Source organism: Pseudomonas fluorescens group sp. PF-1 (genome assembly GCF_054481335.1).
Map to the genome: position 1 here is coordinate 3,670,852 of NZ_JBTMNG010000002.1, position 23,335 is coordinate 3,694,186.

A 23,335-nucleotide genomic window follows, 5' to 3' on the forward strand; every position below is an offset into this window, starting at 1 on the left:
TTGTGAGGTTCGCCCCAAGATGCGGGTGCCATTTCAAACTACTGCAAGGCCCAGTAAAAAAACAAGTTGATTTTTTACTGCGGGTAAATTTCTATAGAACAAAACAACAACACCAAATGCCTCTGTAGGAGCGAGCCTGCTCGCGATGGACCTGAGAGCGACGCGTTCATCCAGGCAACACGCGTTATCGTTAACGTCCATCGCGAGCAGGCTCGCTCCTACAGGTCAGCCTGCCCGGAGTACCCGCACCATGCCGAGCCCGTCCCCAGCCTTTGCGCACCTGTTCGAACCCTTGCAGATCCGTGGCAAGCGCCTGAAAAACCGCATCATGTCCAGCGGTCACGACACCTCGATGCCCACCGACAACCTGGTCAACGAACAGTTGATCGCCTATCACCGGGCGCGGGCCGAAGGCGGTGTCGGGCTGATCGTGTTGCAGGTCGCCGGCGTGCATGACAGCGCGCGTTATACCTCCCATGTGCTGATGGCCACCGATGACGCCTGCATCGACGGCTACCGGAAAATCGCGCAAACCTGCCATGCCCACGGCACCGTGGTGTTGTCCCAGGTGTTCCATCCGGGGCGGGAAATCATGGAATCCAGCGATGGCTTGCTGGCCGTGGCTTACTCCGCCTCGGCGGTGCCCAACGAGCGTTTCCGGGTCATGCCGCGTGCGCTCGATCAGGGGATGATCGACGAGATCGTCGCCGGTTATGCGGCTGCAGCCCGGCGCCTGCATCAGGCCGGTATCGATGGCGTGGAAGTGGTCGCCAGCCACGGCTACCTGCCGGCGCAATTCATCAATCCACGGGTCAACCGCCGCACCGATGGCTATAACGGTGACCTGGAACAACGCCTGCGTTTCCTGCGTGAAGTGATTGCCGCCATCCGCGCCAGCACTGACGAGCAGTTCATCGTCGGCCTGCGCATTTCCGCCGACGAGCGTGACCCCGAAGGGCTGACCGAAGACGAGTCCCTGGCCGCCGTGCAATCGCTGCAAGCGCAGCTCGATTACGTACACATCGTCGCCGGCACCTCGGCCTCGCTCGGTGGCGCGGTGCATATCGTCCCGCCGATGGCGATCCAGGCCGCCTACCTGGCCAAAGAGGCCGGCACCTTCAAGGCAGGTTTGGACATCCCGTTGTTCGTCACCGGGCGCATCAACCAGCCCCAGGAGGCCGAACTGATCATTGCCCGGGGCCAGGCCGATGTCTGCGGCATGACCCGCGCCCTGATCTGCGACCCGCAAATGCCCAACAAGACCGACGCCGGCCGCGCTGAAGATGTACGCGCCTGCATCGCCTGCAATCAGGCGTGTATCGGCCACTTCCATAAGGGCTTGCCGATTTCCTGCATCCAGCACCCGGAAACCGGACGCGAACTGATCTTCGGCGAGCGCCGACCAGCAAACACACGCAAACGCATCATGATTGCCGGCGGAGGCCCGGCCGGGATGAAAGCCGCGGCGGTCGCTGCCCAACGCGGGCACGAGGTGACGCTGTATGAAGTCAGCGCGCAACTGGGTGGCCAGGTGTTGCTGGCGCAATTGCTGCCACGACGCAGCGAGTTCGGCGGCGCCAGCACCAATCTGCAACGGGAAATGGAACTGGCCGGGGTGCGCGTGGTGCGCAACACCCGGGTCGATCGCGCCCTGGTCGAACGGGAAAAACCGGACATGGTGATCGTCGCCACTGGCGCTGAACCTTACTGGCCGCATTTCGAACGCGGTGGTGAATTGCAGGTGGTGGACGCCTGGCAGGTGCTGCGCGACGAGGTGCAGATCGGCCGGTCGGTGGTGGTGGTCGACTGGCGCTGCGACTGGATCGGCCCCGGCATCGCCGAGCGTCTGACCCGTGCCGGGCATCAGGTGCAACTGGCGGTCAACGGCACCCATTGCGGGGAAAACCTGCCGCTGTATGTGCGTGATCAAATGGCCGGCGAGCTGCACAAGCTGGGGATTGCCATCACCCCTTACGCGCGTTTGTACGGCTGCGATGACAACACCGTCTACCTGCAACACACTGCCAGCGGCGAACCGATGTTGATGGAAAACATCGACACCCTGGTGCTGTGCCAGGGCCATCAGCCGGTGGATACCCTGGGGGCCGAACTGCAGGGACTGGTTGAGTTCCGACGCATTGGCGACTGCCTGGCGCCGCGAACGGCCGAAGAAGCGATTTATGAGGGCCTGAAAGTCGCGTGGGAGCTTTGAGGCTGTTTATACTCCGGGGCTTTGACTCTAAATGACTGCTCTTTGCAGGCGCGAGCACGCTCGCTCCTACAGGGGGCGGAGCGTAGCCACCGGCTCGGAATCGACCATGAGCAACAGCACCACCCCACAACCCGCCACCGCCAGCGCCGAACCGCATTTTCTCGGCACGCGGATTCGTGGCCTGCGTAAACGCCGGGGCATGACCCTGGCGGAGCTGGCGCAACAAAGCGAGCTGACCGCCGGCTATATCAGCCAGCTGGAGCGCAACCTCGCCTACCCGTCGATTCCGGCGTTGTTCAATATCGCCCGCAGCCTGGGGGTGACCATCCAGTGGTTCTTCGCCAGCGAAGCGGTCACCGCTCCCGAAGATGACGGCATTGTCGTGCGCAAGAACAGTCGCCTGAGCGTGCACTACGAAGACGGCATCATTGACCAGTTACTGACGCCACAGCCCAGTCAGCACCTGGAAATGCTGCATTCGCGTTTCCCTCCCGGCACCTACAGCCAGCAAAGCTACAGCCACGACGGCGAAGAAGCGGGTTACTTGCTCTCGGGGCGTTTCGAGTTGTGGGTCGGCGAGCGCTACTTTCAGCTCAACGAAGGCGACAGCTTCAGCTTCTCCAGCCAGGAGCCGCACCGCTACGGCAACCCTGGCGACGTCGATGCGGTGGTGATCTGGGTGATCACCCCGCCGACCTTCTAGCGACGCCCTCGGCCACTCGGCTGCGCGGCACTCACACGCTTGAGGGTGTCGCTGGGCAACTCCTTGAACAGCGCGCGATAGCTGCTGGAAAACCGCCCCAGGTGCCAGAACGACCAGTGCATCGCCACTTCGGCGACGGTGGTTTGCGACGGCGTGCTGATCAGTAACTCCCGGCGTGCGCTGTTGAGACGACGCAGGCGCAGCCATTGGGTCGGCGCCATGCCGGTGAACGTCTTGAACGCGTGCTGCAACTGGCGCAGTGAAACCCCGGCAACCTGGGACAGCTCCAGCAGATTGAGGTGTTCTTCCGGGGTATCCGCCGCCCATTCCCCGACCCGCTTCATGATCGCCCGCTCCCCCGCCCGGCGTTGCAAGGCGCCCTGGTCCAGGCATACGCAGGCGTTGTCGAGGATGAACAGGCAATCGTCAAGCAACTGCTGGGTCAGCGCCTCGCGGCTCGGCGGATCGAAGGTCTGCGACAAGCGCGTCAGGGTGCCGCTGAGCCAGCGACTGAACAGCGCATTCTGCTGCGAATTGAGCGGGGCCATGAACAGCCCTTCGAGCCTGGCCACATCCAGCGCGTGACGCTGCACGAACTCCGGCCCGAACACCACGGCGATTTCCTGGTAGTTCTCGGGGGTGATCCAGATGTTGCGGCTTTCACCATTGAGCACATACAGCGCGTTGTCGCTGCGATCGAAGCAGAACGCCAGCGAGCCTTGCGGCGCACTGAAATTCTGCTCGACCCGGGTGTTCATGTGTTCCTCGTAAATCTCCACGCCTTGCAGGTCGAGATAGCGCACCAGACCGGCGAAATGCCCCGGTGACATTTGCTGGTAATGCTGGACCCAACCCGGTGTGGCGCGAATTTGCTCGGCCACATCGGCGGTATTGAACGCTTGAACCTGTAGCGGATTACAGACTGTCATGGCGTGGCCTTGCGCACTCTTTTGGTGCGCTTTGTGCTGCTTAAAGTGGATAGATGGAACGGCGAGGCTCGCCCAAGATAGTCGTCAACGCGCTACAGGGGAAGTGTCCGAAAGATGAAATCGGCTTCTCCTGGCGTTAATAAAACCAATAACGAGGTCTTTATGAATGTCCCTTTCGATCAGCTGTTCACGTGGCTGAAAGATCACAAGATTACCGAAGTCGAGTGCGTCGTCAGCGACCTGACCGGCATTGCACGCGGCAAAATCGCACCCACCAACAAGTTCCTGCATGAGCGAGGCATGCGCCTGCCGGAAAGTGTGCTGTTGCAAACGGTAACCGGGGACTTTGTCGACGACGACATCTACTACGACCTGCTCGACCCGGCCGATATCGACATGGTCTGCAAGCCGGTGTCCGACGCGGTGTACGTAGTGCCATGGGCCATCGAACCGACCGCCATCGTGATTCACGACACCTTCGACAAGTTCGGCAACCCGATCGAACTGTCGCCACGCAACGTGCTGAAGAAAGTCCTGCAGCTGTACACCGACAAGGGCTGGAAGCCGATCGTCGCGCCGGAAATGGAGTTCTACCTGACCCAGCGCTGCGAAGACCCGGACCTGCCGCTCAAGGCACCGATGGGCCGCTCGGGGCGGGCCGAAAGTGGTCGCCAATCGTTCTCCATCGATGCCGCCAACGAATTCGACCCGTTGTTCGAAGACGTCTACGACTGGTGCGAGCTGCAAGGACTGGACCTCGATACGCTGATCCACGAGGACGGCCCGGCGCAGATGGAAATCAACTTCCGTCACGGTGACGCCCTGGACCTGGCCGACCAGATCACGGTGTTCAAGCGCACCCTGCGCGAAGCCGCGCTCAAGCACAACGTGGCGGCAACCTTCATGGCCAAGCCGATTGGCGATGAGCCGGGCAGTGCCATGCACATTCACCAGAGCGTGGTGGAAATTGCCACCGGCAAGCCGATCTTCGCCGATGAAAACGGCAACATGAGCGAGCTGTTCCTGCACCACATCGGTGGCCTGCAGAAATACATCCCGAAAGTGCTGCCGATGTTCGCGCCAAACGTCAACTCGTTCCGCCGCTTCCTGCCGGATACTTCGGCACCGGTGAACGTTGAATGGGGCGAAGAAAACCGCACTGTCGGCCTGCGTGTGCCGACCTCCAGCCCGGACGCGATGCGCGTGGAGAACCGCTTGCCGGGGGCCGACGCCAACCCTTACCTGGCCATTGCCGCCAGTTTGCTGTGCGGTTTCCTCGGCATGGTCGAGGGCGTCGAACCGAGCGCCGGCGTCCAGGGCCGCGCCTATGAACGTCGCAACCTGCGCCTGCCGATCACCATCGAGGAAGCGCTGTCGCAGATGGAAGAATGCGAAACCGTCGGCCGTTATCTGGGCAGCAAGTTCGTGCGTGGCTATGTCGCGGTCAAACGCGCCGAGCACGAGAACTTCAAGCGAGTCATCAGTTCCTGGGAACGTGAGTTCCTGATGCTCAGCGTTTAATCCCCGGCTCTCCCTGGGGACACACATCCCCCTGTGGGAGCGGGCTTGCCCGCGATGAGGCCGTGACATTCGACATCAATGTTGACTGTGAAACCGCCATCGCGAGCAAGCTCGCTCCCACAGATAGGGTGAGCACCTGAAGAATCCAATAATTCCAAGAAAGGTGTCGCTATGCGTCTATTGAAGTCCGTGGTTCCGGTCGCGCTGACTGTTTTGTTCAGCGCCGTGGCCCAGGCTCAGCCACAGGTCAGCGTCTACAACTGGACCGACTACATCGGCGAGACCACCCTCGCCGACTTCCAGGCCAAAACCGGGATCAAGGTGATCTACGACGTGTTCGACTCCAACGAAACCCTGGAGGGCAAACTGCTCGCCGGGCGGACCGGGTATGACGTGGTGGTGCCGTCGAACCACTTCCTCGCTCGCCAGGTGAAGGCCGGCGCGTTCCTCAAGATGGATCGCGAGCAACTGCCGAACTTCAAGAACCTCGACCCGAAACTGCTGGCCCTGCTGGAGAAAAACGATCCGGGCAACGCCCACTCGGTGCCGTACCTGTGGGGCACCAACGGCATCGGTTACAACGTCGACAAGGTCAAGCAGGTGCTGGGCATCGATCACATCGACTCCTGGGCCGTGCTGTTCGAACCGGAAAACATCAAGAAGCTCAGCCAGTGCGGCGTGTCGATCATGGACTCGGCGGATGAAGTGTTCCCGGCGGTGCTCAACTACATGGGCATGGACCCGCGCAGCGAAAACCCCGAGGACTACAAGAAAGCCGAAGCCAAGCTGTTGAGCATCCGTCCGTACGTCACTTACTTCCACTCCTCCAAGTACGTGTCGGACCTGGCCAATGGCGACATTTGCGTCGCGTTCGGCTACTCGGGTGATGTGTTCCAGGCCGCCAACCGGGCCAAGGAAGCCAAGAACAACGTGAACATCGCCTACGCCATTCCCAAAGAAGGCGCCAACCTGTGGTTCGACCTGCTGGCCATCCCGGCCGACGCCAGCAACCCGAAACAAGCCCATGCCTTCATCAATTACCTGCTCGATCCACAGGTGATTGCCAAGGTCAGCACCTCGGTCGGCTACGCCAACCCGAACCCGCCCGCCAAGCAGTACATGGATGCGGAGCTGGTGAACAATCCCGAGGTTTATCCCTCCCAGGCAGTGCTCGACAAACTCTACATTTCCACCACCCCTCCACAGTCGATCATGCGTCTGATGACCCGTTCCTGGAGCAAAGTGAAGTCGAACCAATGAACCAGTACACCCAGGAACACACGCTCTCCTACTACGCCGCCTCGGCCAGGGGCATGGCGCCCCGGCCCGCGCTGGCCGGGGACCTGGTCGCGGATGTCTGTGTGATTGGCGGCGGCTTTACCGGCGTCAACACCGCCATCGAACTGGCTCAGCGCGGTCTCTCGGTGATTCTGCTGGAAGCCCGGCGAATCGGCTGGGGCGCCAGCGGGCGCAACGGTGGCCAGTTGATTCGCGGGATCGGTCATGACGTCAGCGGTTTCGCCCGGCACATCGGTGCCGACGGCGTGCGCTATCTGGAGCAGGCCGGTGTCGAATCGGTGGCGCTCGTGGGCCAGCGTATCCGCGAGCATGGCATCGACTGCGACCTGCGCTGGGGCTTTTGTGAATTGGCCAACACCCCGGCGCAGTTCGCCGGCCTTAAAAGCGAATTCGCAGAGCTGAAAGAGTCGGGTTACGCCCATGAAACCCGCTTGATCGAACCGGGGCAGATCCGTGAGCAGGTGGTGAACTCCGGTGTGTATGCCGGTGGTTTGGTGGACATGGGGTCGGGGCATTTGCACCCGCTTAACCTGGTATTGGGTGAAGCGAGAGTCGCCGAATCCCTGGGCGTACAGATCTTCGAGCAGAGCGCGGTGCTGGAGCTGATCCATGGCAGTACCGTGCAGGTGCGCTGTGCCGGGGGCACGGTGCGCGCCGGCAGCCTGGTACTGGCCTGCAACGCTCACCTTGAAGAGCTTGAGCCGAAACTCAGCGGCAAAGTGCTGCCGGCGGGTAGTTACATCATCGCCACTGAACCCTTGTCCGCAGAGCTCGCTGCGCAGCTGATCCCGCATAACCTGGCCCTGTGCGACCAGAAAGTCGGCCTGGATTATTACCGGTTATCGGCCGACCGACGCCTGCTGTTCGGCGGTGCCTGCCATTACTCCGGGCGCGATCCTCGGGACATCTCGGCCTACATGCGTCCGCAGATGCTCAAAGTCTTTCCGCAATTGGCGAATGTGCGCATCGACTATCAATGGGGCGGCATGATCGGGATCACGGCCAATCGCTTCCCGCAGGTCGGGCGCTTGAGCCAGCATCCCAATGTGTTCTACGCCCAAGGTTATTCGGGCCATGGCCTGAACGTGACCCACTGGTGCGCCAGGTTGCTGGGTGAAGCGATTCACGCGGGTCACAGCCACGGCTTTGACGTGTTCAGCGCCGTGCCGCACATGACCTTCCCCGGCGGTCGCGTTCTGCGTTCGCCACTGCTGGCGCTCGGCATGTTGTGGTATCGCCTGCGTGAAGTGCTGGGCTAAGGTTGGCCTCAAGAGATAGACCCATCCTGTGGCGAGCCCCCTCGCCACCGGTATCCGGCTGAGCAGCCAGTTTCATTCAGTCGTCAAATAGCCTTTCGATTTGCTCAATGGCCAGTCACTTCTATATTGAGGAGGTGCTCATTCATTCCTGCCTCCTGTCGAGCTTGGCCAATGGCGACGACTGCCCCACTGATCATTTGCGAGCACTGCGACTGTGTGTACGAGAAAGTCACGCTCGCCAAACACCAGAAAACCCTGTGCATCCGCTGCGGCGGGGTGCTGCAGCGCTATGACGGTTTGACGCTCCAGCAGCGTCTGGCATTGACCCTGACCGCGCTGATGCTGTGGATTTTCGCCAATTTCTACCCGGTCATGAGCATCAGTCTCAAGGGCCTGAAAAACAGCGCGACGCTCTGGGATTCGGTCATGGCCCTGAGTCTGGGGCCCATCACGTTCATCGCCATGGTGGCGGCCATCGCCATGATCATCGCACCGATCTTTCAGCTGTTGCTGCTGATCTGGGTCCTCGGTTTCGCCCTCGCCGGCCGACGCTCGCCCGCTTTCAAGTTCTGCATGCGCTGGCTGGAAACTCTGCGGCCCTGGAGCATGCTGGAAGTCTGCCTGTTGGGGGCAATGGTCGCGGTGATCAAGCTCGCCGGCTTTCTCGATGTGTTGCCGGGCATCGGTCTGTTTGCCCTGGCCATCCTCAGCCTGATGATGATCCGCATTGCCGGGCGCGATATTCGCGAACTGTGGGACATCCTATGACAACACCTCCAGTCGCCCGAGAACTCGGCTTGTGCCTGTGTCACAGCTGCGGACTGGCCTGCGACATGACCCACGAGCCCGACGAATGCGAGCGCTGCGGCACTCCGCTGCACCGGCGCAAAACCAATTCGCTGACCCGCACCTGGGCCTACCTGTTCACGTCCCTGGTGTTTTATATCCCGGCCAACTTGCTACCGGTGATGAACACCAAAATGGTCGGCCATGGCGCCGACAGCACCATCATGAGCGGTGTGCTGGAGTTCTGGGAGGCCGGTGCCTGGGACATCGCCCTGATCATCTTTATCGCCAGTATCGCCGTGCCCGGCGTCAAGTTCGTGGCCATTACCTTATTGCTGGTGACGGTGCAACGCGACAGCCACTGGGCGCGCAAGGAACGATCACAGCTGTATCGCTTTGTCGAGGTCATCGGTTACTGGTCGATGCTCGACGTGATAGTGGTGGCCCTGGTGGCCTCGCTGGTGAAGTTTCAAGCCCTGGCCGATATCGAGCCACGGCCCGGCATTCTGTTCTTTGGCCTGGTGGTGGTGTTCACCATGCTGTCGGCGATGAGTTTCGATCCGCGCCTGATCTGGGATGAAAAACCGCAAGCCCCACACAATGAGGAGATCACGGATGAAGCAACTAGCCACTGACGGGGCACAGGTGCCTGGGCCGGCGCCGGTCAAGACCCGCCGCTTCAGCGTGTCACTGGTCTGGATCGTGCCGATTGTCGCGGTGCTGGTGGGCATTTCCCTGGTGGTGCACAGCATCCTGCAGGAAGGGCCGACCATCACCATCACCTTCAAGACCGGTGACGGCCTGACGGCGAACAAGACCGAGGTCAAATACCGCAACGTGGTGATTGGTCAAGTCTCGGACGTGGAACTGAGCAATGACCAGAAAAGCGTCAATGCGACCGTCAAGCTGGCCAAGCAGGCGGAAAGCTTCACCCGCGAAGACTCCAAATTCTGGGTGGTGCGCCCGCGTATCGGCGCTGGCGGCGTGTCGGGTATCGACACCCTGTTGTCCGGGGATTACATCGGCGCCGATATCGGCCAGGCCAATGCCCGGGCGAAAAATTTCAAGGGCCTGGAAAACCCGCCACCCATCACCTACGGCGAGCCCGGCAAGCGCTTCACCCTGCATACCCAGGACCTGGGGTCGCTGGATATCGGCTCTCCGGTGTACTACCGCAAGATCCCGGTCGGCCAGGTCGTGGCCTATGCCCTGGACCCTGACGGCAAGGGCGTGAACATCGACCTGTTCGTCCACGCCCCCAATGATCAGTACGTCACCGAGAACACCCGTTTCTGGAATGCCAGTGGTGTCGATGTGAACGTCGGCGCCAACGGCTTCGCGGTCAAGACCGAATCCCTGTCCGCCTTGCTGGTCGGCGGCATTGCCTTCCGTGCGCCTGAATACAGTCCCGACGACAAGCCTGCGGCCGAGGAATACACCTACGAACTGTTCGAGGACCAGCAAACCGCCCTGGCCCCACCCAACGGTAAGCCGCAGTACCTGGCCTTGCGCTTCGATCAGGCATTGCGCGGGCTCAAGGTTGATGCTCCGGTCGAATTCCAGGGCGTGGAGATTGGCAAGGTGGTTTCGGTCAATCTCGATTTCGACGCGCAAAAACACAGCTTCCCGGTCAATATCGGCATCGTGATCTATCCGCAACGCCTGGGTCAGGCTCACCAGAAAATGCTCAAGGCCTTGAAACATGACCCCAACGATGAAGCCGGCGGTGTGCGGCTGATCGGTTCCTTCATCGAAAACGGCCTGCGCGCCCAGGCTCGCACCGGCAATCTGTTGACCGGGCAGTTGTACATCGCCCTGGACTTCTACCCGAAAGCGGAAAAAGTCACCTTCGATGCCAATATGCGCCCGGTCATGATTCCTACGATTCCTGGCAACCTCGAGCAACTGCAGGAAAAACTCGAAGCCATGGTCGCCAAGATCAATCAACTGCCGATCGAGCGCATTGCCAGCAATCTCGACAGCAACCTGGTTGAACTGCGCAAAAGCCTGGGGCAGTTCAATGCCAAGACTCTGCCTGGGGTGCATAACACGCTTACGGACGTGAGCAAGACCCTGCAAACAGCCAACTCGACGCTGCAATCGGCCCACTCCACCCTGGCTGATGATTCGCCACAACGGGAAAAACTGGACCAGACCCTGAACGAACTCGGGCGCACGTCACGTTCCTTGCGTGATCTGGCGGACTACCTGGGACGGCACCCCGAATCCCTGATTCGCGGTCGCCCCGAAAACGCCGCCCCGATGGATCTGCAAGGACCACCGAGCAAATGACCACAGGAGCATCAACCATGGTTTTTCCACTGAAATTTGCGTTGATCGCTACGCTGGCATTGCTCGCCGCCTGTCGCAGCGATCCGATTCAGTTCCACACCCTGACACCGGCTCAATTGGGCAACAGTTCGAAAACCACGACGGATATCCAGATTGAAAGCCTGATTGTTCCGCCTCAGGTCGATCGTCCGCAGATCGTCGTGCGCCAGGGCAATACGGGCATGGCAATCCTCGAAACCCAGTGGTGGGGGGCGAGCCTGGTGGATGAGTTACGCAGTGCCCTGCTTGATCAGATGGTCAACAGCAATCCGCAACGCAAACTCTCGGTGCGCCTGGAAGTACAGCGTTTTGATTCGATCCCCGGCCAGTACGGACTCCTTGATGTGAAATGGCGTCTGCGTAGCAGCGAGGAGATTCTGATGACCTGTCGCAGTACGTTGCAGACCCCTTCCGGGCCATCCATCGATGAGCTGGTGGCGGCACAACAGAACAACGTTAAACGCCTCGCTGCGCTGATCAGCCAGGCCGCCTCGGGTACCCGCTCGATTTGTCCGTCAGCCTGATCACCTGGCAGAGGCTGGGCGCTCAACGGTGACTGGATCGCCGTTGAGCCAGGTGATCTGCGCTCAGCTCTACGGTGTCTCAAGCCCCGGTAAAAGATAAGAGTTACCAATAACAAACAAAGTTATCCGTTTGAGCATCGTTGCGTTTTTTTCACATTCATTTCACCCCCCTGACACCTGCACGGATTTAGTTTTCACCGCGACTAAAACGCCCTCTTTGTTATGAGGCAATCATTCTGCGCAGTTTGAATTCTGTCATTAACAGCACATTCAAATGCGCCTCTGCAGGTGGAAAGAACTTGATCAACAGCTTTTCGCACAAAGGGTCGCAGCCCCCCGTTCAGGCAAAGCGCCTGCTCATATCGTTGCTGTCGCTCGGTGGTGTGCTGTTGGTTGCCGCGCTGGTGACCGGTTTTGTCTGGTGGCAAAAATCCCCGGTCAATCTGGTGGACGCCGGAACGCAGGTCAGGACTCAACTGTTGCAGGAATGGGCCGCTGGCGAAGTGGTGGTTCTGGTGCGCCATGCTGAACGCTGTGACCGCTCAACCAACCCTTGCCTGGGGCCGCCTGACGGCATCACCCGCCTGGGCAGTGAAGCGGCCAAGGTGGTCGGGCAAGGCTTTCTGGCCCTGGGGATGACGCAGGCTGATGTCTTTTCCAGCCCGCTGACCCGTACGATGCAAACCGCACATTACATGTTTGGCAAAGACGCGCCGGCCCAGGATTGGCTAGCCACTTGTGGCAGTACCCTGCGCAATGACGTCGTGGCGCACAAGCGTGCCGGCCATAATCTGGTACTGGTGACGCACAGCGGATGCATCAGCGATTTTGAAGCCCAGACCGGCTTTAAACATGCCGCAACCAGTGAATATGGCAGTTCATTGTTCGTGCACATCGCGAACGATGGGGCGCTTCAGATAGTTGGCATTGTCAAGGCAGAAGACTGGCACTTGCTGTCTAATCAAAAACACTGAAACAACAATCAGGCTTAGTTAAGAACACACTTGTGAGTGCACTAGCCTTTATTGAGCGTTCGCCGAAACCAAATGACACATAATAAGTTCTGCACCGTCGGCGAACAACCTGAAACTGCCCATACTTGCAGGCAACTTCCGAGTACCAAGGACGAGCAATGACGCACCACCCTTCCTTACCCCGATCTGTTGACGGCTTGCCCCGTAATGCCTCCCGGCCAATGCTTTTCAGTGAGCGCTGGATCCTGTGTGCGCTGGCTGTGGCGTTCGTGGCGTTCTACCTGCTGCCACTGATGACCCATGGCTTGTGGATTCCCGACGAAACCCGCTATGCCCAGATCAGCCAGGAAATGTTGCTGAGCGGTAATTGGGTCTCACCGCACTTCATGGGTATCCGTTACTTCGAAAAACCCATTGCCGGTTACTGGATGATCGCCATCGGGCAGGCGGTGTTTGGCGACAACCTGTTCGGGGTGCGGATCGCGTCGGCGTTGAGTACCGGCCTGAGCGTCTGGCTGGTTTACCTGATCAGCCGCCGTTTGTGGAACGATCCGCGCAAAAGTTTTGCGTGCGCGCTGTTTTACATGAGTTTCGGGCTGATCGCCGGCCAGGCCGGCTACGCCAACCTGGACCCGCAGTTTACGCTCTGGGTCAACTTGAGCCTGGTCATGCTGTGGTTCGCCATCGACAGTCGCACGAGCCGTGGTCGGCTGGGGGCCTGGGCATTGCTGGGCTTTGCCTGCGGCATGGGCTTCATGACCAAGGGGTTTCTCGCCTGGTTGTTGCCAGCGCTGATCGCCCTGCCCTATATGCTCTGGCAGCGCCGTTTCAAGGAATTGTTGGGCTACGGCTCACTGGCGGTGCTCGTTGCGGTCATCGTGTGCCTGCCTTGGGTGCTTGCCATCCACCACCAAGAGCCGGATTTCTGGAACTTCTTTTTCTGGAACGAACACGTGCGCCGGTTCGCCGCCGATAACGCACAACACGCTCGTCCCTGGTGGTTCTACCTGCCAATGATGGTGGTTTCGAGCCTGCCTTGGGCTGCGTTGTTGCCAACGACCTTCATCCAGGCATGGAAGAACAAACGCCAACCGGTCTTTGCTTTTCTCCTGCTCTGGCTGTTGTTGCCATTGGCCGTGTTCAGCATGAGCAGCGGCAAGCTGCCGACCTACATCATGCCGTGCCTGTTGCCGCTGGCATTGTTGATGGGACATGCCGTGACCGAGTTGCTGGCCCATGCGCAAGGCCGGACGATTCGCATCAACGGCTGGCTCAACGTCGTCATTGCCACCAGCGCCTTGCTGGCTTTGCTCTACCTGCAAGCAACCAGAGAAATCTACGCGAATACCGAGATGTTCAGCCTGTCCATGGTGTACATCGTGCTGGTTGGCTGGATCATCGCCAACGCCTTGCAGATCTTGCGCCCCCTGGAGCTATGGGCAATGCCGGCACTTGGCATCTGGCTGCTGGTCGCGCTGCTGCCGGCCGCCATGCCGAGCCAGATTGTCGACAGCAAAATGCCCGACCGGTTTATCGCCGAGCACCTGGACAGCCTGAAGCAGACCACGTCATTGCTCAGCAATGACCTGGGTGCGGCCTCGGCGCTGTCCTGGCTGGTCAAACGACCGCAGGTCGATCTCTACAATGTCATCGGCGAGTTGAAATACGGCCTCGAAGACCCGGCCATGGCTTCGCGCAAGGTAACCAAGGAAAACGTCGGGCAGTGGATGACCGAGGCGCGCAAAAAGGGTTCGGTCGGCGTGGTGATGCGGGTCAACAGTGTCGATGAAATTCAGGAAGTCGAATTACTGCCCATCGACGGCCAGCGTTTTCAACGCGGCAACCTGGAAGTGCTGATCTTCCCGCAAATCAGGCCCTGACGGCGATTGATGTGAAAAACCGAGACCCTCGACGGGTTCTCGGTTTTTTTGCGTCAGGGGTGCATTGGTTTTCGGGTCCAGGGCAACGCTGCGCGAACCCTTTGCGCAGAAGCCCGCGCTTGAGCCGTTACCGGCCTTCGCTGAAGCGTAAAATGACAGGAATTAACGATTTTATTGACGTTTTTTTCTCATTCTCTGCACTACATTCGCCCGCCAAACATGCAAATGATTCCTATTGAACTACACTGAGCGACGCCCTATCCTCGTCAACTCTACGTGTTCGATCCTTAAAAGCCGGAGCTGCCACCGCATGATTTCCCGTTTGCCGTCATTCCTGAAAAAAGCCCTGCTGGCCACCGCCCTGGTGAGTGCCGGTCACGTGTATGCAGCCGACAGCGTCGGTATCGTGGTTTATAACGCGCAGCACGAAGGCCTGACCAAGGCATGGGTCGAAGGCTTTACCCAGGAAACCGGTATTCCCGTCACCTTGCGTAACGGTGATGACACCGAGATGGGCAATCAGATCGTGCAGGAAGGCGCCGCGTCGCCAGCCGATGTGTTCCTGACTGAAAACTCTCCAGCCATGGTCCTGGTCGATAACGCGGGTCTGTTCGCCCCCGTCGATAAAACCACCCTGGAACAAGTCGACTCCGCTTACCGCCCGGCCCACGGCAAATGGGTCGGGATCGCCGCACGCTCCACCGTATTCGTCTACAACCCGGGCAAGCTGCCGGAAACACAACTGCCGAAATCGATCATGGACCTCGCCTCGCCAGCCTGGAAAGGCCGCTGGGCCGCATCGCCGGGCGGTGCCGACTTCCAGGCCATCGTCGCCGCCATCCTGGAGCAGAAAGGTGAAGCCGCGACCCTTGAATGGCTCAAGGCAATGAAAACCAACTTCACCGCCTACCGGGGTAACAGTTCGGTGCTCAAGGCGGTCAATGCCGGGCAGATCGACAGCGGCGTGATCTACCACTATTACAGTCTGGTCGATCAATCCAAGACCGGTGAGAACAGCAAGAACACCGCTCTGCACTACTTCAAACACAAGGATCCGGGTGCCTTTGTCAGCATCTCGGGCGGCGGCGTCCTCGCCTCCAGCCAACACAAGGAACAAGCCCAGGCATTCCTCAAGTACGTGACAGGCAAGGAAGGCCAGGACACGCTCAAGAACGGCACTTCGTTTGAATACGCCGTGGGCAAGAATGCTCAATCCAACCCAAAACTGGTGCCTTTGCAGCAGCTTGACGCGCCAACTGTCGATGCTTCCAAACTCGACAGCAAGAAAGCCGTGGAGCTCATGACTCAGGCCGGACTACTTTAATTGTTGCCTGAAACCCTGCCGGTGGGTATCGCCGAGGCGATACCCACCCACCTGCGTCGCCGATCACGTGGCCGGTTCGCGAGCCGTGGCGGCGCGTGGGTCATCGGCTTGTCTGTGCTGGTTTCCCTGCTGGCGCTGCTCCCCATTGCGTTCGTCGTCGGCGTTTATCTGCAGACCGGCTGGTCCACCCTGGTGCCACTGGTGTTTCGGCCGCGCGTCGGCGAATTGCTGGTCAATACCGTGTTGCTGGTCGTTATCACCATTCCTTTGTGTATTGCTCTGGGGGTGGCGCTGGCGTGGCTGACAGAACGCACGAATTTGCCGGGACGACGCTGGTGGTCGTTGCTGGCCACCGCGCCGCTGGCGGTGCCGGCCTTCGTTCACAGTTACGCCTGGGTCAGCCTGGTGCCGCCGATACACGGCTTGTTCGCCGGGGTGCTGGTGTCGGTCATCGCCTACTTCCCGTTTCTTTACCTGCCGGTGGCCGCGACGCTGCGCCGACTCGACCCGGCCATCGAAGATGTTTCCGAGTCTCTCGGGCTCAAGCCCTGGGCAGTGTTTTTCCGCGTGGTGCTGCCGCAATTGCGCCTGGCCATCTGCGGCGGTGCCTTGCTGGTCGGCTTGCACCTGCTGGCCGAGTACGGCCTGTACGCGATGATCCGCTTCGACACCTTCACCACTGCGATCTTCGATCAGTTCAAGTCCACCTTCAACGGGCCTGCCGCCAACTTGCTGGCCGGTGTGCTGGCCCTGTGCTGCCTGGCGATGCTGACCGCTGAATCGGCCGCGCGCGGCCATGCGCGTTACGCCCGTGTCGGTTCAGGCAGTGCCCGGGAGCAACGGGTGGTGCAACTGAGCGCGCCTTTGAAGGCACTTGCGTTGTTCCTGCAGATCATCACCTGCGCCCTTGCGTTGGGCGTGCCGTTGTTCACCCTGGGTAAATGGCTGATTGCCGGTGGCGCCCAGGTCTGGGATTTGCCTGAGCTACTCCCGGCGCTGGAACAGACGCTGCTGTTGGGCGTGGCGGGGGCGGCACTGACCACCTGCGCCGCGATCCCGATTGCCTGGTTGTCGATTCGCTCACCGGGCCGCCTGCAACGGCTGCTGGAAGGCTGCAACTACATCACCAGTTCGCTGCCAGGGATCGTCGTGGCGCTGGCATTGGTGACGGCGACCATCCACTTTGCCCGGCCGATTTACCAGACCACCATTACGGTGTTGCTGGCTTACCTGCTGATGTTCCTGCCTCGCGCCCTGGTGAGCCTGCGTGCCGGTATCGCCCAGGCGCCGGTTGAACTGGAAAACATGGCCCGCAGCCTGGGCCGCTCGCCCGCCCGGGCCCTGTGGCTGATCACCCTGCGCCTGGCCGCTCCGGGTGCTGCGGCGGGCGCCGCGCTGGTGTTCCTGGCGATCACCAATGAACTGACCGCCACCCTGCTGCTCGCCCCTAACGGTACGCGCACGCTGGCGACTGGGTTCTGGGCCATGACCAGCGAAATCGATTACGCCGCCGCAGCGCCCTACGCGCTGCTGATGATTGTCCTGTCGCTGCCGCTGACCGGGCTCCTTTATCACCAATCCAAGAAAACGGCTGGCCGATGAACGCTCTAGAACTGCATTCGATCTCTAAATCCTACGGTTCCCACCGGGCCCTGGATAACGTCAGCCTGTCGGTGCCGACGGGCAGCCGCACGGTGATTGTCGGCCCGTCGGGGTCGGGCAAAACCACGTTGCTGCGGATGATCGCCGGCTTCGAATTTCCCGATACCGGCCGCCTTTCGCTCAACGGCCAGACGCTGGTCGATAGCACCCACGAGGTGCCGGCGCACCAACGCCTGATTGGCTATGTCCCACAGGACGGCGCCCTGTTTCCGCACATAACGGTGGCCGCCAATATCGGCTTCGGGCTGGCCAGCAAAGGCCGCGAACGGCAAGAACGCATTGCTGAATTGATGGACAGCGTTGCCCTTGACGCGCGCATGGCGGACCGCTGGCCCCATGAGCTGTCCGGTGGACAGCAACAACGGGTGGCGCTGGCGCGTGCCCTCGCCCAGCAACCGCGGCTGATGCTGCTGGATGAACCTTTTTCAGCGCTCGATACCGGCTTGCGCGCCGCCATGCGCAAACTGGTCGCGCGATTGCTGGCGGACGCCGGCGTGACCACCATTCTGGTCACCCATGACCAGAGCGAAGCCTTGTCCTTCGCCGATCAATTGGCGGTCATGCGTAATGGGCGGTTGGTGCAGTCCGGACATCCCCTGGACCTTTACCGCTATCCCGAGGATGAAGAGACCGCGTTGTTTCTCGGTGACGCCGTGGTCATGCCCGCCCGAATCGAGGCCGGCTGGGCCCATTGCGATCTGGGTCGGATTCCGGTCAACAACCACCGCAACAACAGTTCGGCGCAAATCATGCTGCGGCCCGAGCAATTGCAGCTGGCCAGCGTCGTGCCCAACACGACAGAGGTTACCGGTTGCAACGCGGTGGTGACCGAGCGTGATTTCAGCGGCAACACCTGTACGCTGACCGTGGAGCTGCAATCCTTGAACGCCGACGACGCGCCAGGTCGATCACTGCTGGTGCGCAGCTCCGGCCTGTACGCGCCACCGACTGGCAGTACCGTTCAAGTCTCGACCATCGGTCACGCCCATGTCCTGAGCTGACCGTTCACCCTTCCCTTCAAAGGTCGAAGCGATCGACCGCCCGGCGCCGCTCATTGTCGTCACGTACATCGTAATTGGCCGTGGTCTGGATGTTGCTGTGGTGGGCGAGTTTCTGGGCAATCGACAAGTCATGCTCCTCGATGACCCGGGTGATGAACGAGCGGCGGAAGTCATGGGGCATGATTTTCACCCCCACCTGGGCGCCCCGCTGGCGGGCGATGTAATAGATCGCATGCTTGGTAATGCGCTCACGGGTGATGTGGCTGCCGCGCCGTATGCGGTTGAACAGAAAGGTGTCGTCGGCCTCGCCTTCCTTCAACTGTGATCGGCGCAGCTCCAGCCAGGCGTCGAGTTTGGCGAAGGCCCAGGCCGGGGCGTACTTGATTAACTGTTTATTGCCCTTGGCGGTGACCCGAAGGCTGCGCTCGGTGAAGTCGATCTGATTCAAGTCCAGGTTCACCGATTCCGATTTGCGCATTCCCGAGCCGTACAGAATCCCGATGATCGCCGCGTCACGCAGGCCCTGCGGTCGTGGATCGGCGGCACACACTTCCATCAGTTCCTGGATCAGCGTCCGGCGAAGATTGCGTCCCTGGGACAGGCGCGTGCCCGCGATGCCCTTGACCGAACGCATTTTCAGCAAGTGTTCCTGGCTGATCAGGCTCATGCGCCACGCCTCGTTCATCACACCGCGTACCGCATTGACGTACAGCGACGAGGTATTCGGTGCGTATCCATCGGCGCGCAGGGTGGCGACCAGCGCAATTACATCTTCAGGTTGCAATTGATGCCAAGGGATCTCTTCGATGTTCACGTCTTCGAAGTCAAGACGATCGGCAGCGTCCTGCAGGACGTAACGCATGGTCAATTGGCTGGACGGCGCCAGTCTCGCCAGATACAGCGTCAGTGGATTGGTCTTGGGAATATTCGAGTCAACAACAGGTAAGTCAATCAAACGAAACGGCCTTGAATGAAAACAATTCAACGAAACAACTAAGGATGGAAAACAGACCATATACAGTGCGAGACTTCTGTCAGACTTTTCTGTTAAAAGCAGCGAGAAACCGTAAAAGTCTGAACAGTCGCTTAATAGCTTTTAGATAAACGATTCGCCGACCGTTTTTTCATGTTCCTTTCACAAAATCGGGCATACCCTCATGCGGCTCTGGCGACCCTCGGCATTTTTCCAACTTGCCGACCGTTGCAGAAAAAGTCAACGGGCGGTATTTCTCACCGATCTTAAGTAACTCGTTGACGTTTTTTTGCGTCTAGACTGCGACCGGGTCCATTTTTTTAGCCTCAACGGCTACACTTTTTTTCCGCCAAGAGGTGCGCATGAGTCAGGCTTTTCTTCCCTTCTCCCGTCCCAGTATCGGCGATGAGGAAATTGCCGCGGTAGAACAAGTCCTGCGCTCGGGCTGGATTACCACGGGGCCAAAAAACCAGGCGCTGGAAGAACACTTCGCCAATTATGTCGGTTGCCGTCATGCCGTGGCACTGTCCTCGGCCACGGGCGGAATGCATATCACTCTATTGGCACTGGGCATCGGCCCGGGCGATGAAGTCATTACGCCCTCGCAAACCTGGGTGTCCACCGCCAACATGATCAGCCTGCTGGGTGCGACTCCCGTTTTCGTCGACGTCGACCGTGACACACTGATGAGTGACGTGGCGAGCATCGAGGCGGCGATCACCCCGCGTACCAAAGCCATCATTCCCGTGCATTACGCCGGCGCTGCGTTCGATCTCGATCCGTTGTATGCACTCGCCGACAAGCACGGCATCACCGTGATCGAAGATGCCGCCCACGCGGCGGGTACGCGGTATAAAGGCCGCCATGTCGGTGCCCGGGGCACCGCGATTTTTTCGTTCCACGCCATCAAGAACATGACCTGTGCCGAAGGCGCGATGTTCGTGACCGACGATGAAGCCCTGGCCACGCGGGTACGCATGCTCAAGTTCCATGGCCTCGGTGTCGACGCTTACGACCGCCTTACCCATGGCCGCAAGCCCCAGGCGCAAGTCATGGAGCCGGGATTCAAGTACAACCTGGCTGACATCAATGCCGCCATCGCGCTGGTCCAACTGGAACGGCTGGACGAGATCAACGCCAAGCGCACGCTGCTGGCCAACACCTACCTGAAACGCCTGGAAGGCCTGCCGGTGCAACCGCTGGCCATTCCGGCCCATGCCCAGCAACACGCCTGGCACCTGTTCATTCTGCGTATCGATGCCGAGCGCTGCGGCCTCGACCGCGAAGCGTTCATGAAAGCCCTGCAGGAACAGAACATCGGCACCGGCATTCACTTCATCGCGACACACCTGCATACTTGGTATCGCCAGCGTTACCCTGACCTGTACCTGCCCAATACCGAATGGAACTCGGCCCGACTGTGTTCGATCCCGCTGTTCCCCGACATGACCACCGATGACGTCGAGCGCGTTGTCGGCGCCATAGAAAACTGCCTGGACACACGCCTGTGAGACCTTACCCAATCAACTTCGTTTCGATCGTGATTCCGGTCTACAACGAAGAAGACAGCCTGCCGGAATTGCTGCGCCGCACCGAAGCGGCGTGCGAGCAATTGCACCACCCCTACGAGATCGTACTGATCGACGATGGCAGTCGCGATGACTCCGCGCATATTCTGGAACAAGCCGCCTCCCGCCCCGACAGCCCGGTAGTGGCGGTCATTCTCAACCGCAACTACGGCCAGCACGCGGCGATCATGGCCGGTTTCGAGCAGTGCAAGGGCGACGTGGTGATTACCCTCGACGCCGACCTGCAAAACCCGCCCGAAGAAATCCCGCGTCTGGTGGCCCAGGCTGAACTGGGCTACGACGTCGTCGCCACCGTGCGTAACAACCGTCAGGACTCGGCCTTGCGCCGTTGGCCATCGAAACTGATCAACCTCGCCGTACAACGCTCCACCGGCGTGGCCATGAGCGACTACGGCTGCATGTTGCGCGCCTACCGACGCACCATCGTCGACGCCATGCTGGCCTGCCGCGAGCGCAGCACCTTTATCCCGATCCTGGCCAACAGTTTCGCCCGTCACACCACGGAAATCCTGGTGAACCACGCCGAGCGCGAACACGGCGAATCCAAATACAGCCCCATGCGCCTGATCAACCTGATGTTCGATCTGGTGACCTGCATGACCACCACGCCGCTGCGCCTGCTGAGCATCGTCGGCTTCGCGATGGCGGGCCTCGGCGTACTCTTCGCCTTCGCCCTGATCGTGTTGCGTCTGGCATTCGGTGCCGGCTGGGCCGGCGGTGGCACCTTTGTCCTGTTTGCCGTGCTGTTCGTGTTCACCGGCGGGCAATTCATCGGCATGGGCCTGCTGGGCGAATACCTGGGCCGCATGTACAGCGATGTCCGTGCCCGCCCGCGTTTCTTTATCGAAAAGGTGCTGCGTAGTCAGCCTGCCTCTCCTGTTTCCGTTGCCACCATCGATGGCCTCACCTCCACTTCTTCTGATCGGGTTCACCCATGAGCGCAAAAGCTGTTGTCTTCGCCTACCACGATATCGGTTGTGCCGGTATTGAAGCCCTGCTCGCCAGCGGTATCGAAATCGCCGCCGTATTCACCCACGCCGATGACCCCAAGGAAAACGCCTTCTACGGTTCCGTTGCGCAACTGTGTGCGAGCAAGGGCATTACCGTGCATGCACCGGAAGACGCCAACCATCCGCTGTGGATCGAACGTATCAGCAAGCTCGACCCTGACTACCTGTTCTCGTTCTACTACCGCAACCTGTTGAGCGAGCCATTGTTGGCCACCGCACGCAAAGGTGCATTCAACCTGCATGGCTCGTTGCTGCCAAGCTACCGTGGCCGCGCGCCGGCCAACTGGGTGCTGGTCAATGGCGAAACCGAAACCGGCGTGACCCTGCATCGCATGGTCAAGCGCGCCGACGCGGGGGCGATTCTCGCCCAGCGCGCCGTTTCGATCGAACGCAGCGATACCGCGCTGAGCCTGCACGGCAAATTGCGTCAGGCCGCCACCGACCTGTTGCGCGACACCCTGCCGTTGCTGCTGCAAGGCAAAGTCACTGAAACCCCGCAGGATGAATCCAAGGCCAGCGTATTCGGTCGCCGCACACCAGCCGACGGCAAGCTGGTATGGCAAAAACCGGCGGAAGAACTGTTCAATCTGGTTCGGGCCGTGACCCAGCCTTATCCGGGCGCGTTCTGCGCGGTGGGCGAGCACAAGCTGATTGTCTGGAGTGCCGAAGTGGCCAAGGGCAATGAAGGCCAGGCCCCGGGCCGAGTAATCAGTGTCGATCCGCTGCGCATTGCCTGTGGCGAAGACTCGCTGGTGATCACCGCCGGTCAGCGCAACGACAACGGCCTGTACCTCAGCGGCCCGCAACTGGCCAACGAGCTGGGTCTGGTGGACGGTTCCGTGCTGCGCGGTGCCGAATCCGGCCGCGCCCCGCGTCGCACCCGCGTGCTGATCCTCGGCGTCAACGGTTTCATCGGCAACCACCTGTCCGAGCGTCTGCTGCGTGATGATCGCTACGAGGTTTATGGCCTGGACATCGGTTCCGACGCCATCGACCGTCTGCGCAGCCATCCGAACTTCCACTTCGTCGAAGGCGACATCAGCATTCACTCCGAGTGGATCGAATACCACATCAAGAAGTGCGACGTGGTCCTGCCGCTGGTGGCCATTGCCACCCCGATCGAATACACCCGCAACCCGCTGCGCGTGTTCGAACTGGACTTCGAGGAAAACCTTAAGCTGGTGCGCTACTGCGTCAAGTACAACAAGCGCGTGATCTTCCCGTCGACGTCGGAAGTCTATGGCATGTGCCAGGACAAGAACTTCGACGAAGACGCCTCGAACCTGATCGTTGGCCCGATCAACAAGCAGCGCTGGATCTACTCGGTCTCCAAGCAGTTGCTGGACCGCGTTCCGGTT

The 23,335-nt window shown here is 60.3% G+C and carries 19 protein-coding genes; 17 read left to right on the plus strand and 2 right to left on the minus strand.

From position 1 onward, the window contains the following. Positions 1-250 precede the first annotated feature (250 nt). Together ACX3YD_RS31670 and ACX3YD_RS31675 are read left to right on the plus strand one after the other, a co-directional pair. Positions 251-2,212: an oxidoreductase gene (locus ACX3YD_RS31670; protein ID WP_458962038.1), complete on the plus strand. Its 1,962-nt coding sequence runs from the start codon at positions 251-253 to the stop codon at positions 2,210-2,212. A 106-nt stretch (positions 2,213-2,318) separates the two neighbouring features. Next, positions 2,319-2,915: a helix-turn-helix domain-containing protein gene (locus ACX3YD_RS31675; RefSeq protein ID WP_103403083.1), complete on the plus strand. Its 597-nt coding sequence runs from the start codon at positions 2,319-2,321 to the stop codon at positions 2,913-2,915. Here ACX3YD_RS31675 and ACX3YD_RS31680 read toward each other — a convergent pair. After that, positions 2,912-3,844: a helix-turn-helix domain-containing protein gene (locus tag ACX3YD_RS31680; RefSeq protein WP_458962039.1), complete on the minus strand. Its 933-nt coding sequence runs from the start codon at positions 3,842-3,844 to the stop codon at positions 2,912-2,914. The two genes, ACX3YD_RS31675 and ACX3YD_RS31680, sit on opposite strands and share 4 nt — an antisense overlap. Before the next feature lie 162 nt (positions 3,845-4,006). On the opposite strand from ACX3YD_RS31680, the gene ACX3YD_RS31685 reads away from it, so the two are divergent. The 12 genes from ACX3YD_RS31685 to ACX3YD_RS31740 all read left to right on the plus strand — a co-directional run bounded on the left by ACX3YD_RS31685 (position 4,007) and on the right by ACX3YD_RS31740 (position 18,405). Further along, positions 4,007-5,365, plus strand: a complete 1,359-nt coding sequence (locus ACX3YD_RS31685) for a glutamine synthetase family protein (protein ID WP_458962040.1) — start codon at positions 4,007-4,009, stop codon at positions 5,363-5,365. A 171-nt stretch (positions 5,366-5,536) separates the two neighbouring features. Continuing rightward, positions 5,537-6,625 (plus strand): polyamine ABC transporter substrate-binding protein, encoded by a 1,089-nt coding sequence (locus ACX3YD_RS31690; RefSeq protein ID WP_458962041.1) that lies wholly within the window; start codon positions 5,537-5,539, stop codon positions 6,623-6,625. Then, the gene (locus tag ACX3YD_RS31695; RefSeq protein WP_458962042.1) at positions 6,622-7,923 is read left to right on the plus strand and encodes an NAD(P)/FAD-dependent oxidoreductase; all 1,302 of its coding nucleotides are present in this window, start codon (positions 6,622-6,624) and stop codon (positions 7,921-7,923) included. Before ACX3YD_RS31690 ends, ACX3YD_RS31695 begins: the two co-directional genes overlap by 4 nt. A gap of 171 nt (positions 7,924-8,094) precedes the next feature. Next, entirely contained in the window at positions 8,095-8,691 is a 597-nt protein-coding gene (locus ACX3YD_RS31700) for a paraquat-inducible protein A (protein WP_458962043.1), read from the plus strand. Beyond that, positions 8,688-9,344, plus strand: a complete 657-nt coding sequence (locus ACX3YD_RS31705) for a paraquat-inducible protein A (RefSeq protein ID WP_458962044.1) — start codon at positions 8,688-8,690, stop codon at positions 9,342-9,344. The genes ACX3YD_RS31700 and ACX3YD_RS31705 overlap by 4 nt, the downstream gene beginning before the upstream one ends. Beyond that, positions 9,325-11,001, plus strand: coding sequence for a PqiB family protein (locus ACX3YD_RS31710; protein WP_458962045.1), 1,677 nt, complete (start codon positions 9,325-9,327; stop codon positions 10,999-11,001). The genes ACX3YD_RS31705 and ACX3YD_RS31710 overlap by 20 nt, the downstream gene beginning before the upstream one ends. Before the next feature lie 17 nt (positions 11,002-11,018). Further along, positions 11,019-11,564, plus strand: a complete 546-nt coding sequence (locus ACX3YD_RS31715) for a PqiC family protein (protein ID WP_458962046.1) — start codon at positions 11,019-11,021, stop codon at positions 11,562-11,564. 299 nt (positions 11,565-11,863) lie between these two features. Then, complete coding sequence (gene pmrG / locus ACX3YD_RS31720) at positions 11,864-12,538, plus strand: lipopolysaccharide core heptose(II)-phosphate phosphatase PmrG (RefSeq protein WP_458962047.1); 675 nt, start codon at positions 11,864-11,866, stop codon at positions 12,536-12,538. A 221-nt stretch (positions 12,539-12,759) separates the two neighbouring features. After that, positions 12,760-14,418 carry a lipid IV(A) 4-amino-4-deoxy-L-arabinosyltransferase gene (gene arnT / locus ACX3YD_RS31725; protein ID WP_458962111.1) on the plus strand — a complete coding sequence of 553 codons (1,659 nt, stop codon included), beginning with the start codon at positions 12,760-12,762 and terminating at the stop codon, positions 14,416-14,418. Between the two features lie 310 nt (positions 14,419-14,728). Continuing rightward, positions 14,729-15,742 carry an iron ABC transporter substrate-binding protein gene (locus tag ACX3YD_RS31730; protein WP_458962048.1) on the plus strand — a complete coding sequence of 338 codons (1,014 nt, stop codon included), beginning with the start codon at positions 14,729-14,731 and terminating at the stop codon, positions 15,740-15,742. A 3-nt stretch (positions 15,743-15,745) separates the two neighbouring features. Continuing rightward, positions 15,746-17,344, plus strand: a complete 1,599-nt coding sequence (locus tag ACX3YD_RS31735) for an ABC transporter permease (RefSeq protein WP_103403208.1) — start codon at positions 15,746-15,748, stop codon at positions 17,342-17,344. Then, the gene (locus ACX3YD_RS31740; protein WP_458962049.1) at positions 17,341-18,405 is read left to right on the plus strand and encodes an ABC transporter ATP-binding protein; all 1,065 of its coding nucleotides are present in this window, start codon (positions 17,341-17,343) and stop codon (positions 18,403-18,405) included. Before ACX3YD_RS31735 ends, ACX3YD_RS31740 begins: the two co-directional genes overlap by 4 nt. 16 nt (positions 18,406-18,421) lie before the next feature. Here the strand turns inward: ACX3YD_RS31740 and ACX3YD_RS31745 are convergent, their stop codons facing one another. Then, entirely contained in the window at positions 18,422-19,360 is a 939-nt protein-coding gene (locus ACX3YD_RS31745; protein ID WP_103403070.1) for a site-specific integrase, read from the minus strand. Positions 19,361-19,740: 380 nt separating this feature from the next. On the opposite strand from ACX3YD_RS31745, the gene arnB reads away from it, so the two are divergent. The 3 genes from arnB to arnA form a co-directional block, all read left to right on the plus strand. Continuing rightward, the gene (gene arnB, locus ACX3YD_RS31750) at positions 19,741-20,889 is read left to right on the plus strand and encodes a UDP-4-amino-4-deoxy-L-arabinose aminotransferase (protein ID WP_458962050.1); all 1,149 of its coding nucleotides are present in this window, start codon (positions 19,741-19,743) and stop codon (positions 20,887-20,889) included. Further along, complete coding sequence (arnC, locus tag ACX3YD_RS31755; protein ID WP_103403068.1) at positions 20,886-21,905, plus strand: undecaprenyl-phosphate 4-deoxy-4-formamido-L-arabinose transferase; 1,020 nt, start codon at positions 20,886-20,888, stop codon at positions 21,903-21,905. The genes arnB and arnC overlap by 4 nt, the downstream gene beginning before the upstream one ends. Continuing rightward, a partial coding sequence (arnA, locus tag ACX3YD_RS31760) for a bifunctional UDP-4-amino-4-deoxy-L-arabinose formyltransferase/UDP-glucuronic acid oxidase ArnA (RefSeq protein ID WP_458962051.1) occupies positions 21,902-23,335 on the plus strand: 1,434 nt, incomplete at its 3' end. The genes arnC and arnA, both read left to right, overlap by 4 nt.

Coding starts and splice junctions, on each gene's coding strand:
- ACX3YD_RS31670 (WP_458962038.1), top strand. CDS start 251: ATGCCGAGCCCGTCCCCAGCCTTTGCGCACCTGTTCGAACCCTTGCAG.
- ACX3YD_RS31675 (WP_103403083.1), top strand. CDS start 2,319: ATGAGCAACAGCACCACCCCACAACCCGCCACCGCCAGCGCCGAACCG.
- ACX3YD_RS31680 (WP_458962039.1), bottom strand. CDS start 3,844: ATGACAGTCTGTAATCCGCTACAGGTTCAAGCGTTCAATACCGCCGAT.
- ACX3YD_RS31685 (WP_458962040.1), top strand. CDS start 4,007: ATGAATGTCCCTTTCGATCAGCTGTTCACGTGGCTGAAAGATCACAAG.
- ACX3YD_RS31690 (WP_458962041.1), top strand. CDS start 5,537: ATGCGTCTATTGAAGTCCGTGGTTCCGGTCGCGCTGACTGTTTTGTTC.
- ACX3YD_RS31695 (WP_458962042.1), top strand. CDS start 6,622: ATGAACCAGTACACCCAGGAACACACGCTCTCCTACTACGCCGCCTCG.
- ACX3YD_RS31700 (WP_458962043.1), top strand. CDS start 8,095: ATGGCGACGACTGCCCCACTGATCATTTGCGAGCACTGCGACTGTGTG.
- ACX3YD_RS31705 (WP_458962044.1), top strand. CDS start 8,688: ATGACAACACCTCCAGTCGCCCGAGAACTCGGCTTGTGCCTGTGTCAC.
- ACX3YD_RS31710 (WP_458962045.1), top strand. CDS start 9,325: ATGAAGCAACTAGCCACTGACGGGGCACAGGTGCCTGGGCCGGCGCCG.
- ACX3YD_RS31715 (WP_458962046.1), top strand. CDS start 11,019: ATGGTTTTTCCACTGAAATTTGCGTTGATCGCTACGCTGGCATTGCTC.
- arnT (WP_458962111.1), top strand. CDS start 12,760: ATGCTTTTCAGTGAGCGCTGGATCCTGTGTGCGCTGGCTGTGGCGTTC.
- ACX3YD_RS31730 (WP_458962048.1), top strand. CDS start 14,729: ATGATTTCCCGTTTGCCGTCATTCCTGAAAAAAGCCCTGCTGGCCACC.
- ACX3YD_RS31740 (WP_458962049.1), top strand. CDS start 17,341: ATGAACGCTCTAGAACTGCATTCGATCTCTAAATCCTACGGTTCCCAC.
- arnB (WP_458962050.1), top strand. CDS start 19,741: ATGAGTCAGGCTTTTCTTCCCTTCTCCCGTCCCAGTATCGGCGATGAG.